Here is a 12,548-nt window from a genome sequence, read left to right as displayed (position 1 = left end):
CTCAGCTGTCGCTTCCCCGCATGATCACCTGCTCGTAGGCCTCGATGTCGTCGAGGATCTTGCCGGTGCCGAGCACGACGCAGGAGAGGGGATCTTCGACGAGATTGATGGGCAGCGCGGTCTCGTCCTTGAAGCGGGTGTCGATGCCTTTGAGCAGACTGCCGCCGCCGGTGAGCACGATGCCGCGGTCGACGATGTCGGCGGCCAGCTCGGGCGGTGTCTGCTCGAGGGAGCGCTTGAGCGCCTCGACGATCTCGCTGAGGGGCTCTTCGAGCGCCTCCCGCACCTCCTCCGAGGAGACGCGCAGGGTCTTGGGCAGGCCGTCGACGAGATGCAGGCCCTTGACCTCCATCGTCAGATTCTTGACCGAGGGGTGGGCGCTGCCGATCTGCTTCTTGATCGCCTCGGCCGTCTGCAAGCCGATCATGAGATTGTACTTGCGCTTGACGTAGTTGACGATCGCGTCGTCCATCTCATCGCCGGCGACGCGGATCGAGGTATCGGCGACGATGCCGTTGAGGGCGATCACCGCGATCTCGCTCGTGCCACCGCCGATGTCGACGATCATGTTGCCCGTCGGCTTGTCCACCGGGAGCCCCACGCCGATGGCCGCCGCAATCGGCTCGCTGACCAGGTAGACCTCGCGGGCGCCGGCGTGCTCGGCCGAGTCGCGCACGGCGCGCTTCTCGACCTCGGTGATTCCCGAAGGTACGCAGATGATGATGCGCGGTCGGATGAAGCTGCGCTTCGTCTTCGCCTTCTGGATGAAGGCGCGCAGCATGACCTCGGTGATCGCGAAGTCGGCGATGACGCCGTCCTTGAGGGGCCGGATCGCCTGAATGTCCTGATGCGTGCGGCCGAGCATCAGCTTGGCCTCGGCGCCCACCGCGTGCACCTTGCGCGTGTGGGTGTTGACCGCAACCACGCTCGGCTCGTTGATGATGATCCCCTCGCCCTTGACGAAGACGAGGGTGTTCGCCGTGCCCAGGTCGATGGCGATGTCGTTGATGAAGTAGCGGGACATCTTCTCGAACACGACGCTTCCCCCGTTCCGTCTAGGCCAGCAGCCCGCGTTCCCTCAGGCTGACATGGGCGGCGGCGCCCAGAATGACGTGATCCAGCAACTCGATCCCCATCAGACGACAGGCATCGGCGAAGCGGGCGGTGAGGCGCAGGTCCTCCTCGCTGGGCTCCGGGTCGCCCGAGGGATGGTTGTGCACCATCACCATCGCCGCCGCCGCCGTCAGGATGGCCGGCCGCAGCACCTCGCGCGGATGGACCACCGCCGCGTTCAGGCCCCCCATCGCCACCAGCACCTCGCGCTCCACGCGGTGCTTGCTGTCCAGGAGCAGCACGCGGAACTGCTCCTGCCGCAAGGCGCTCAGACGGCGCCCCAGGAGGGCGGCAACGTCCGCCGGCGCGTGGATGGCCGGCCGCATTCCCAGGTCCGCGCTGTCGGCCTGGCGCCCGAGTTCGAAGCAGGCCACCAGCCGCCGGGCGGCACCCGGCCCGAGGCCACCCCAGGCCAGGAGTTCCTCGGGCGCGGCCGCGGCAAGGGCACGCAGGCCCCCGAAGCGGCGCAGGAGGCGCGCGCTCTGGGCTTCCGGTCTCGGCACCCCACCCGGCGCGAGGAGCGCAGCGAGCAGCGCCGCGGGCGACAACTGCTCCGCGCCGCCGCTCAGGAGCGCGCGTCCGGCGGTCTCCGGGCTCATCGGCCCTCTGTCCACGGGATTGCCGGCCGCCAACCGCCAGCGACAACCGGCGGCAATTTACCAGCGAATAAAGGAGTTAGCAACAAGTTTCGCAGGGACCCGCACTTGGCCCGGCAGCGGGGAGGCTGCGCCCGACCTTCGCGGTCACCCTAACAAGGGGCGTGCCGCCTCGCCGCGACTGAGGCCTTGCTGCGCCCGCCGCGCGAGGTTGCCGTAGGGCGAGTCGGGGAAGCGGGCGAGCTGCTCCTCGTAGAGCGCCCGGGCGCGCAAGGGGTCCTCGCCCTCCGCCAAGCGGGCTTCCCGGAGCAGCGCCACGGCCAGGCGAGGGGAGTCCCCGTAGAGCCGCCGGAAGAGCGCGAAGGCCTCGCGGGCCGCCCGCCGCCGCCCGAGGCGGTCCAGGGCGAGGGCGAGCCGGTAGAGCTGCTGCTCGGGGAAGGCGAGATCCGGGAAGGCGCCCAGAGCCTCCGCGTAGATGGCTGCGGCGGCGGCCTCGTCCCCCAAGGCGAGACTGCGCACGACGGCACGCCGGTAGAGCCGTCGCCCTTCGCGGGTGAGCCCCTGCAGGCGACAGGCGCGCGCGGCGAGGCAGAAATCCTCGGGCTCCGCCGCGAGCCCCTTCTCCGCGAGCAAGGGGTGGATGGCCTCGTAGGCGCCAATCCAATCGCCGGCCGTCAGCCGCCGCTCGGCGCGGTGTCGGCAGCTGAAGGCGCGTCCCTGCCGAGGCAGGCCGAGGCCGACGCCGACCAGGAGGCCGATCAGCAGCCCGCCGAGGTGGGCGCCATAGGCAGTGTTGTCCTGGCTGCCGAGGCTCGTCGCCAGCAGCTGCGCGAGTTGGAGGGCCAGCCAGGCGCCGATGCCCAGGGCCGTCGGCACCGCCACCACCCCGGTGCGCACCTGTCCATAGAGCGGGCTGAAGAGCGCCCAGGCCGTGCGGATGCGCGCGTGCGGGAAGCGCAGCAGGAAGAGGCCGAGCAGCCCGGAGAGCGCCCCGGACGCCCCGACGACGCCGAGGTTGCGCGCCGAGTCCGGACCGAAGCTGGACGCGAAGCCCTGGCAAAGATTCGAGGTCGCAGCGAGGAACCCGAAGGCGAGCAGGAAGCGGCCACTGCCCAGCGCGCGCTCGAGGCTGGGACCGAAGGCCCAGAGGTAGAAGAGGTTTCCGATCAGGTGCAGCCAGCCGGCGTGGCAGAGCGCGCTCAGCAGAAGTCCCGGCCGCAGGGGATCGCGCGGCAGGTAGACCAGCCAGTCCCAGTACTCGAGCAGGAGCAGAGGCCGGGCGCGGCAGGCCAGGAAAACCGCGCTCATGGCGAGGATCAGGGCCCAACTCGCCCAGGGGCGCCCCTCTGCGTCGCGCTCGACGCCGAGTGGATAGTAGAAGAAGAAGTACACGCGCTCCCCGCTGTTGCGCAGGCTGCCGCGGGCGGGATTGCGCTGTCCCGCCGCCGGCGGCCCTCGCAAGAAGCGGGCGCGCGGCGGACTCCGGGCAACAAAAAGCCCCACCCTTGCGGGCGGGGCTCCGGAGTGCGCTGCGAAGGAACTAGAACCAGAGCTTGGCCTCCATCTGGGCCACCGGGGGCTGGTTGGTGGCGTCGGCGCCGTGGAACCAGTAACCGGCCTGGTACATCCAGGCCTGATTGAGCTCCAGGTCGATCATCCAGTCACCCAGGGCGACCCCCATGCCGAAGGTGAACTGCCAGGGGTAGCTCTTCATCTCGTCCGTCGTCTCGTCGATCGGATCGGTCTCTTCGTGCTTGATCCAGTTCTTGGTCGCGCCCATGCGCATCGTGAACATGTCGGTCAGCTCGTGCTCGACCGCCGCGCCGATGCCGGGCATGGCCGTGTGAGTGTCCTCCCAGGTGTCGTCGCCCTCGGTGTCCTCCAGCTTCGAGCTCTGGTAGCTGAGGTAGAGGTAGAGGTCGTTGTCCTCGTTGATCGTGTAGTCGAAGGCCAGCCCGCCCGCGAACGCGGTCGACTTCTCCTCGGAGTCATCGCCGTACTTGTCCGTGAAGCTGCTGAAGGTGAACACGGGGATGAGCGTCACGTCATCGCGCCAGACGTGGAACACACGAGCGCCGGCCCCGAAGCCGGAGCCCTCCCAGTCGTTCTCCGGATCCTCGTCCACGCCGTCGTCCTCGCTACCGGTCGAGAACATGAACGTCGCATCGAAGACGGTCTCCTCGCTCATGTCGTAGGTGATGCCGGCGCCGAGGGAGTTCATCGACTCGCTCACCTCGGCACGGGTCTCGGGATCCTCGAAGTTGGCGCTGATGCCCTGGCGGTTGTAGATGACGCCGAGATCGAAGTTCTCGAAGGCGTAGCCGTAGCCGAGCGTGAAGTGGTTGTACTCACCCTCGAGCTGACGATCGTAGTAGGTGTAGCCGCTCTGCAGATGCAGCATGTAGGCGCCGTAGGTCTTCTCGCTCTTGATGAAGCCGAGGCCCTGCGCTTCGCTGCCGGGCGCCCAGGTGACGCGCACGTGGTCAGCGTTGCGATAGATGCGGCCGAACCAGCTGTAGGCGCCATTGCTGTCACTGATGAAGTTGGTGTTGAAGCTGTCCCCGCCGGAGAGGGTGTTATTCCGCACCGGATTGGGGAAGGGATCGAAGGCCATCGCCGCGCTGCTGACGAGCATCAGCAGGGCACCGGCGGTGAGCAGGACACGATTCATGCGAGACACGAGCAACCTCCTGATGGGGTTTGGCAGCCGAATCCCTATTGGATTCTCAGCCGGAACGAAAACAGCATTCCTTCGCAGTGTGTCTTGGCGCCTCCCGTTGCATCACGCGCCAGGGACCCGACGAACGATGCCGAGTGAAGGCGGGGTCGCCCCCAACTCCGCGTGCCATTGGCCCCTTCTCTGTGAAAACCGGACGCAAGGTATCCCCGGCCCCAAAGTCTGTCAACAAAAAACGCGCCGAACTTTGCGATATCCCGGAATCCACGCCTCTATCTCAAAACCCCGCCATGGCCCCGCTGAGAGCCGAACGGGCAGCGTAACTCCATCGAAAATAACGACCTCTGCCACCTCCTCTCAGGCGAGTCGACGCAGGAGTCGCGGCTGGCGGCCGCGCAGGCGCCCGTCCGGCCCCAGGGGCTCGAGGCACAGTTCGCCGCTGGCGTGCAGGAGCGCCATCCCTTCCGCCAGGATGCCGACGTGGTCGACGCGCCGCTCGCCGTAGAAGACGAGATCTCCAGCGGCCCAGCGGGCGGGCGCATCCAGCGCTACCGGATGGCCACAGTCCGCCTGCAGATCCGCATCCCGGGGCAGGCGCCGTCCCAGGCTGCCGAAGAGCAGCTGCACGAAGCCACTGCAGTCCAGCCCGGCGCTGCTGGCCCCCCCCCACTCGTAGGGCACCCCGAGCAGCGCCCGCCCGCGCCCCAGCAGCTCACCGGCCGCCCCCCCAGGCGTCCGCAGTGGCCAGGGCGCGAGAGGGGCGAGAGCGGTCCAGGCCCGGCGGCCGTCCGGCGCCTGCCAGGGCAGGTAGCCCGCCTGCGGCCGCCCGGCCGGCGCCAGCCGCGTGCCGAAGGAGAGATCCAGGAGCGGCGCGGCGTCCGCGGACGGGGCCACGAGCGCCCGGCTCCAGCGCGCACAAACGACCCGCGTCGGGGGCGGCGGCGCCCCCGGCCGCAGGTGCCAGGCGCGCAGCCAGCCGGGGTAGCCGTCTTCCCCGGCGCCCCAGGCCCATTCCCGCGCCGCGTCCCAATGCCAGACGCGAAAGCGGTCCCCCAGGCGCAGCTGGGAGATCTGTTCGGCGCTGTGCGCGGGCCCCTGGCGCAGCGCGCAGCGGCTGGCACTCACCTGCCAGGTCTCGGCGCGCCGCGCATGGATGGCAGCGTCCGCCAGATCCCCGCCGAGGGCGGTTGCCAGCCGCTGCGCCCGCGCCGAGCGGAGGAGAAGCCTGCCCGCAGGGTGCCAGCACCAGGGTTCGCGCCGCGGATCCAGGCCCTCCGCAGCGGCGAGGCGCTCCCAGGCGCGCCGCTCGCTGGCCGTCGCCGGATCGGGCAGAGCCTCGATGCGTCTGGCGCTCACGGCCGCGACCCCGCCGCCCCGGTCCGACTGCTCGCTGTTCCCGCGGGGTCGAGGAGGTCCCGCAGCGCGTCGCCGAGCAGGTTGAACCCGAGCACCGCCAGCGCCATGCAGAGGCCGGGGATCAGGGTCAGCCAGGGGGCGCTGCGCAGGTAGCCGAAGCCGTCGCGGATCAGCGTCCCCCAGCTCGGCTGGGGGGGCTGGGCGCCGAGGCCGAGGAAGCTGAGGCTCCCCTCCGCGATGATGGCGCTCGCCATTCCCATGCTGAAGAGCACCCAGAGCGTGCCGCTCAGGTTCGGCAGCAGGTGCCGCAGCAGGATGCGGCGGCGGCGGCAGCCCAGGGCGCGCGCTGCCTCGATGAAGTCCTGGCGGCGCAGGCTCAGCACCTGGCTGCGCAGGACCCGGGCCACCGGCGCCCAGCCGAGAACGCCCAGCGCGAGGAAGAGCGTCGGCAGGCTGGGACCGAAGGCGGCGACCACTGCGATCAACAGGAGGAGCGCGGGGAAGGCGAGCGTCATGTCGGCCAGGCGCATGAGGAGACCGTCGACGCGGCCGCCGAAGTAGCCGGCGAGCAGGCCGGCGCCGGTGCCCAGCAGCAGCGCCACCGCCCGCGAGAGCAGGCCGACGAGCAGGCTGAGCCGCGCGCCGGCGACGACGCGGGCCGCGAGGTCGCGGCCGACGGCGTCCGTCCCGAAGAGGTGCCCGGCGCCCGGCGGCAGGAGCGCGCGCGAGGGCGCGGTGGCCAGGGGATCGCCGATGCGCAGCCAGGCCCCGGCGATGGCGAGCCCGGCGAAGACGAGCACGAGGGCCGCGCCGGCGACGAAGCCGCTGTGCCGCAGACAGCGCCGCCAGCCCTCGCCCATCTAGTCGTCCTCCCGGCGGGTGCGCGGATCGATCCAGGCGTAGCTGAGATCGACCAGCAGGTTGACGAGCACGAAAGCCAGCGCCATGACGAGGATCGCGCCCTGGATGGCCGGCAGGTCGCGCTTGGCCACCGCGTCGAGCGTGTAGCGCCCGAGACCCGGCCAGGCGAAGAGCCGCTCGGTGAGCACCGAGCCGCTCAGGTAGCTGCCGAAGTCGTTGCCGACTACCGTGACCACGGGCAGCAGGGCGTTGCGCAGCGCGTGCACCAGAAGGATGCGCGCCGGGTGCAGGCCCTTGGCGCGCGCCGTGCGGATGTAGTCCTGGCCCAGCGCCTCGAGCAGCGCGGTCCGCGTCATGCGCGCGATGAGCGCCGCCGATGCGGCGCCGAGGGTGAGCGCCGGCAGGATCAGGTGGCGCAGGCTGCCCTCGCCGTAGCCGGAGGGGGGCAGCCAGCGCAGCTCGAGCGAGAAGGTGTAGATGAGCACCATGCCCAGCCAGAAGACCGGCACCGAGATGCCGGCCGAGGCGAGCAGCATCGCCGCGCGATCGAGCAGGGAACCCGGGCGCAGCGCCGCCGCCAGGCCGAGGCCGAGGCCGAGCACGACCGCGATGAGCATCGCGGCGAGGGCGAGGCGGAGCGTGTGCGGGAAGGTGGCGGCGATCGCGTCCCGCACCGGCTCGCGCGTGACGTAGGAAACGCCGAGGTCGCCACGGACGAGGTCGGCGAGGAAGCGCCCGTAGCGCAGGGGCAGCGGATCGTCCAGGTGCAGTTCCGCGCGCAGCTCGGCGAGCACCGCCTCGTCGTAGCGCTCGCCGGCCACGGCCTGCACGGGATCGCCCGGCACGACGTAGAGCAGCAGGAAGCTGAGGAAGGTCACCCCCAGCAGCACGGGCCCCAGCGCGAGCAGCCTACGAAGCAGGAAGCGCCGCATCCCGTCGCAGCTCCAGGTAGTCCTGCCCGTTGAAGATGAGAGGCGGCCGGTAGCCGGACAGGCCCGGCGCCAGCGCCTCGAGCGCCACCGGATGCCAGAGCCAGATCCAGGGCGCCTCGCGGTAGATCGTCTCGTTGAGGCGGTCGACGAGGCGAGTGCGCGCCGGTCCCGGCGGCATCGTCTGCAGCTCGTCGAGGAGGATGTCGACGTAGGTCTCCGCGAAGCCGGCCCGGTTGCCGCCGCCGCCCAGGTTGCGCGAGTGGAAGAGCGGCACCAGGAAGTTCTCGGCGTCCGGGTAGTCGGCCAGCCAGTCGAGGAAGAAGGCATCCGCGCTGCCCTGATTCACCGCGTCCTTGAAGGCGCCCCAGTCGCGCACGACGATGCGCGCCTCGATGCCCACTTCGGCCAGGTAGGCCTGCACCGCCTCGAGCAGGCGGCCCACTTCCGGATTCTCCTTCTGCCAGATCTCCATCGCGAAGCCCTGCGCATAGCCTGCCTCGGCGAGCAGCTCGCGCGCGCGCTCTGGCCGGTAGCGGAAGAGCTCGCCGGGATCGCTGCTGCGGAGGGCGGGCGGCACGGGCCCCAGCGCGCGGCGAGCGGCCTTCGCGCGCAGGGTGCGGATCAGCGCCTCGACATCGATGGCGTGGTTGAGAGCTTGGCGCACGCGCCGATCATCGAAAGGCGCCCGTCGCACGTTGAGCCCGATGTAGGAGACGACGAGCTCGTCCTGCCGCAGGACCTGGCCGCGGCGCTCGCCCTCCAGCCAGAAGTCCGCCTCGGCGAGGGGGACGCGGAGCAGGTCCAGGTTGCCCACTTCGTACTCGGCGACGGCCGTGAAGGGCTGCGGGATGATGCGCAGCGCGAGCCGCTGCATGCCGCCCGGCGGTGCCGGCTGGCGCCGCTCGAGCAGGAGCAGGTCGCCGGGCTCCCAGCGCGTGAGGCGCCAGGGCCCGCCCGCGATCGGCAGCCCGTCCTGGCGGGCGGGGCTGCCGTCGGCGGCCTGCGGGTAGACCCGCGTCGCCGGCATGGCGAGGAGACCGAGGAAGGGGGCAAAGGGGGCACTGAGCTCGAGGACGAGCGTGCTGTCGTCGGGCGCCTTGAGCCCGCTCACGCCGGCCGCGAGGCCGTCGCGGTAGGCCGCCGCGCCCTTCAGGCGCGCGAGCACCCAGCGCCGCGGCGAGGGCGACGCGGGATCGAGCAGGCGCAGGAAACAGCTGCGCACGAGGGGCGCCGTGATCGGCGTGCCGTCGTCGAAGCGGCGGCCGGGCGCGAGCACGATCCGGTAGCGCCGCTCGCCGGCCTCCAGCGCCCAGCGCGCCGCGAGGTCCGACTGCGGCTCCCCGGCGGGATCGAAGCGGAAGAGCCCCGGATAGATCAGCGAGACCAGGGTGCCGGCCGCCTCGTCGACGGCGAAGGCCGGATCCAGGCTCTGCGGCTCCTCGCCGAGGTAGCCGCGGAAGCAGGCGGGATCGGGCGGCTCGCGATCGCCACAGCCGGGCCCGACACCGGCTGCCAGCAGCGCGGCGAGCAGCCAGGCGATCCCGCGGGCGCCTCCCTGTCGGCGACTGTGCATCAGGCGTTCATCACCCGCAGGAGGAGGAAGTCGCCGGCGCCGTGGCGATCTTCGAAGACGTAGACCAGCCCGGCCGCGAGGTAGTACCAGTACTCCAACTGGCGAAAGTTGCGTTCGTCCTCGAGTTGCTCGACGCGATCGGGCGCGCCGCGCTCGAGCAGGACCTGCCCGCGGTCGCTGAGGTAGCCGTCCCGCTGGCCGGCGCCGAAGCGAAGGTTCGCCTCGCTGATGCGCTCGCAGAAGGCCGTCAGCGCCGGGTTGTCCGCGGGCGTCTCGGCGGCGGCGCGGCGCTCCCAGAACTCTCGCCAGGCCTGCCGCCGCATGGACGGCGGCGCCGCCGCCAGGGCCGCGCGCTCGTCCCCGCTCGCCAGCGGCTGCAGGAGCGCGAGCGTGCGTTCCCACTCCCGGCCGAAGGCCGCCTGCGCGAGTCCGACGTCCAGCCGCCCGCGCAGCTGCCGCCTCTGCTCGCCGGCGACCAGCTCCAGCTCGAGCTTGTAGACGCCCATGCCGAGCTGGGCGAGGGGAAGCTCCCACTCGCAGAACTGCCGACCCGGTGCGAGCGCGAGCGGCCGGCGGGCGTAGTGGACCAGATCGCCCCGGCGGCTTTCGAGACTGAGGAGCAGCTCGCCGGTCAGGGGCCTCTCCCCCCAGTTCAGGACCTCGCAGCCGACAGCGAGCGCGGCGGCATCGCCGTCTGCGAAGCTGCTCGCGTCCTCGGCGATTCGCCAGGGATCGGCGAAGAAGAAGGGCGGCGTGACCTGCCCACTGCCGCGTCCCTCGCGCCAGCGCGGACCCTGCAGAAAGAGGGCGCCCGGCGCGAGATCCGGCACCGTGAGCGGAAAGCGGTCGCGCCACGGCCGCTGCTCGCCGCGGCGGTAGATCAGGGTCTCCACCTGCCAGTCGCCGGGGCCGAGCGCGAGGGCGAACTCGCGCTCGAAACGCTGGCCCCGCTCGCGGCTGGCCGCGAAGTCCGCAACGCGCACCTCGTCGTTGAGCAGCAGCGCGGCTTCCTCGCGATCGCTGCGCCGCTCGGCGCGACAGGCGATGCGCAGGCGGGCAACGAAACCCGTCTCGCCCCGCTCGAAGACCAGGCGCTCGTAGGGCAGGCGCAGCGTGAACTCGAGGCGGGGATCACCGGAGTCGGGCAGCGCCAGGCTGTGCTCGAGGCGGATGTCGCGCGGCAGGGCCTCCGGCTCCGCGGCCGCGCCCGGCGCGGCGAGCATGAGCGGGAGCCCGATGAGCGTGGCGAGCAGGCGCATGCCGAATCCCTGGCTGCGGCGCCCGGTCGGCGCCGCTCGAAAGGTGTCCGCAAAGGCGGGCGGGTGTCCAGGGCTATTTCAGGCGCGCCGCTCGTCACTCTCGATGCGCCCGTCGCGCAGGCGCAGGCAGCGCCGGGCGTGAGCGGCGATATCGGCCTCGTGGGTGACGAGGATCACGGTCTGCCCTTGCGCGTGGAGCTCATCGAAGATGCTCATGATCTCCTCGCCGGTGCGCGTGTCGAGGTTGCCGGTGGGCTCGTCGGCGAGCAGGATCGCCGGGTCGTTGACCAGCGCGCGCGCGATGGCCACGCGCTGGCGCTGTCCGCCCGAGAGCTCGTTCGGGCGGTGGCGGGCGCGATCCGTCAGCGCAACCGCCGCGACGGCCGCCTCGACCCGCCGCCGCCGCTCGCCGGCCGGCAGGCCGGCATAGACTAGCGGCAGCTCGACGTTGTGGTAGACGTCCGCCCGCGGCAGCAGATTGAAGGTCTGGAAGACGAAACCGATGCGCCGATTGCGAATGCGGGCCAATTCGTCGTCGCCCATCGCCGAGACGCGCTCACCGTCGAGCAGATAGCTGCCGCTCGTCGGGGAGTCGAGGCAGCCGATGATGTTCATCAGCGTCGACTTGCCCGAGCCCGAGGGACCCATGATCGCGATGAACTCGTTGCGGGCGATGTCGAGGTCGACCGTGTCCAGGGCCCGCACCTCGCTCGTCCCCACCCGATAGATCTTTGACAGCGCGCGAATCTCGATCAAGGCGGGCGCTCCTAGCGGGCGAGGGTCCAGCCCGTGCTGCGCTCCAGCTCGGCGAGGGCGGTCAGGTAGCCGGCGACGCCCTCGATCTCGCTCGCCCGGCCCTGGATCAGGGAAACCTCCGCCTCGGTTACCTCGAGCAGCGTCGCAGCGCCGACGCGGTAGCGCTCGCGGGCGAGGCGCAGATCCTCCTCGGCCAGCGCGATCGTCGCGCGGGCGAGCTCGATACGCTTGCGGCTGTTCTCCAGGGTGACGAGGATGCTCTCCAGGCTCTGCACGATGCTGCGCCGCTGCTGATCGGCGGCGTACTCCTGCTGCCGCAGCCCGGCGCGCGCCTGCTGGATCCCGCGCTTGGTCTGGAAGCGGTCGAAGAGATCCCAGTTCAGACCCAGCGCGAGCGAGTAGCTGTAGTCCTCGACGAAGACGTCGAAGGCGCGGTCCGGCGGGCTGAGATCGTACCAGCCGAAGCGGTAGCTGGCGCCGACGCTCGGCCAGAGGCCGGCCTGGGCGACACGCAGGCTCTGTTCGGCAGCGGCGCCGCGCAGAGTGGCGGCGCGCAGGGTCGGGTCATGGCCGAGCGCCGCCGCCACGGCGGCATTGCGATCGACGGGCGGGAAGCTCTCGATGCGCGGGCCGAGGACGCTCAGCTCCTCGTGCGTATCGCGGCCGATGAGCGTGGCGAGAGCCACCCGGCCGAGCTGCCAGCTGTTCTCCGCCTCGAGCAGCCCGAGCCGCGCCTCGGCCAGGCGAACGCCGGAGCGCAGGGTGTCGGAGCGGGCGACGGCCCCCATCGCGAAGGAGCGGCGCGTCTGCTCGTGCTGCTCGCTGCTCGCCTGGAGACTGCTCGTCTTCAGCTCCACGAGCAGCTGCGTGCGGGCGAGGTCGTAGTAGGCCTTGATGACGGAGGTCTCGACCGTTCCCCGCGTGCGCTCGAGGTCGGCCGCGTCAGCCGCCAGGCCGTAGCGCTGGCCGCGCAGGGAGGCCCAGCGAGAGAATCCGGAGAAGAGCGTGAGGTCGCCGGAGAGGCTGAAGTTGTAGGTCTCGTAGTCGCGGCTCTGGATCGGATCCTGGATGAAGAACTGCTGCGTGATCGTGTTGTACTGCTGGCTCGCCGGCTTGGGCCCCACGAACTGGTGGCTGTAGGAGAGGCTGGTCGTGAAGCTGGGCAGGAAGCTGCCGTAGGCGGCCAGCAAGCCCGCGCGGGTGGAGACGAGCTGCTGTTCGGCGCCAGCCAGCTCGGGCGAGTGGCGATAGGCCAGCTCGAGACACTGCTGGAGGTCGAGGGTGTCGGCGGCGGCTGCCGCGGGAAGGAGACCGAAGAGACAGACGAGGAAGCAGCGGACCGCGCGGCGGCGAGGCATGGGCGACACACTCCCTTGGCTGGCGACCCCGGCCCTACGCGGCGGCTCCGGCCGGGTTTCCGGGGCC

General features: G+C 71.3%; 11 protein-coding genes. All 11 read right to left on the bottom strand.

Features of this window, described 5'->3' with window-relative positions; all coding sequences use genetic code 11:
- Position 1 precedes the first annotated feature (1 nt).
- Entirely contained in the window at positions 2-1,024 is a 1,023-nt protein-coding gene (locus tag FJ251_01140) for a rod shape-determining protein (protein MBM4116343.1), read from the bottom strand.
- Between the two features lie 31 nt (positions 1,025-1,055).
- On the bottom strand, positions 1,056-1,712 hold the full coding sequence (gene radC, locus FJ251_01135) for a DNA repair protein RadC (protein MBM4116342.1): 657 nt from the start codon (positions 1,710-1,712) through the stop codon (positions 1,056-1,058).
- A gap of 144 nt (positions 1,713-1,856) precedes the next feature.
- The gene (locus FJ251_01130) at positions 1,857-3,170 is read right to left on the bottom strand and encodes a rhomboid family intramembrane serine protease (GenBank protein MBM4116341.1); all 1,314 of its coding nucleotides are present in this window, start codon (positions 3,168-3,170) and stop codon (positions 1,857-1,859) included.
- A 79-nt stretch (positions 3,171-3,249) separates the two neighbouring features.
- On the bottom strand, positions 3,250-4,389 hold the full coding sequence (locus FJ251_01125; GenBank protein MBM4116340.1) for a hypothetical protein: 1,140 nt from the start codon (positions 4,387-4,389) through the stop codon (positions 3,250-3,252).
- 354 nt (positions 4,390-4,743) lie between these two features.
- On the bottom strand, positions 4,744-5,877 hold the full coding sequence (locus FJ251_01120) for an NlpC/P60 family protein (protein ID MBM4116339.1): 1,134 nt from the start codon (positions 5,875-5,877) through the stop codon (positions 4,744-4,746).
- A complete protein-coding gene (locus FJ251_01115; GenBank protein ID MBM4116338.1) occupies positions 5,739-6,602 on the bottom strand; it encodes an ABC transporter permease in 864 nt (287 codons plus the stop codon). Before FJ251_01115 ends, FJ251_01120 begins: the two co-directional genes overlap by 139 nt.
- On the bottom strand, positions 6,603-7,535 hold the full coding sequence (locus FJ251_01110; protein ID MBM4116337.1) for an ABC transporter permease: 933 nt from the start codon (positions 7,533-7,535) through the stop codon (positions 6,603-6,605).
- The gene (locus tag FJ251_01105) at positions 7,513-9,108 is read right to left on the bottom strand and encodes an ABC transporter substrate-binding protein (protein MBM4116336.1); all 1,596 of its coding nucleotides are present in this window, start codon (positions 9,106-9,108) and stop codon (positions 7,513-7,515) included. Before FJ251_01105 ends, FJ251_01110 begins: the two co-directional genes overlap by 23 nt.
- Complete coding sequence (locus tag FJ251_01100) at positions 9,108-10,367, bottom strand: GWxTD domain-containing protein (GenBank protein MBM4116335.1); 1,260 nt, start codon at positions 10,365-10,367, stop codon at positions 9,108-9,110. The genes FJ251_01105 and FJ251_01100 overlap by 1 nt, the downstream gene beginning before the upstream one ends.
- A gap of 78 nt (positions 10,368-10,445) precedes the next feature.
- Positions 10,446-11,153, bottom strand: coding sequence for an ABC transporter ATP-binding protein (locus FJ251_01095; GenBank protein MBM4116334.1), 708 nt, complete (start codon positions 11,151-11,153; stop codon positions 10,446-10,448).
- Positions 11,135-12,481, bottom strand: coding sequence for a TolC family protein (locus FJ251_01090; GenBank protein ID MBM4116333.1), 1,347 nt, complete (start codon positions 12,479-12,481; stop codon positions 11,135-11,137). The genes FJ251_01095 and FJ251_01090 overlap by 19 nt, the downstream gene beginning before the upstream one ends.
- Positions 12,482-12,548 lie beyond the last annotated feature (67 nt).

The sequence above is a fragment of the bacterium genome, from assembly GCA_016873475.1.
In the GTDB taxonomy this organism is placed as follows: domain Bacteria; phylum Krumholzibacteriota; class Krumholzibacteriia; order JACNKJ01; family JACNKJ01; genus VGXI01.
This window is presented reverse-complemented; position numbering and strand designations above follow the sequence as displayed.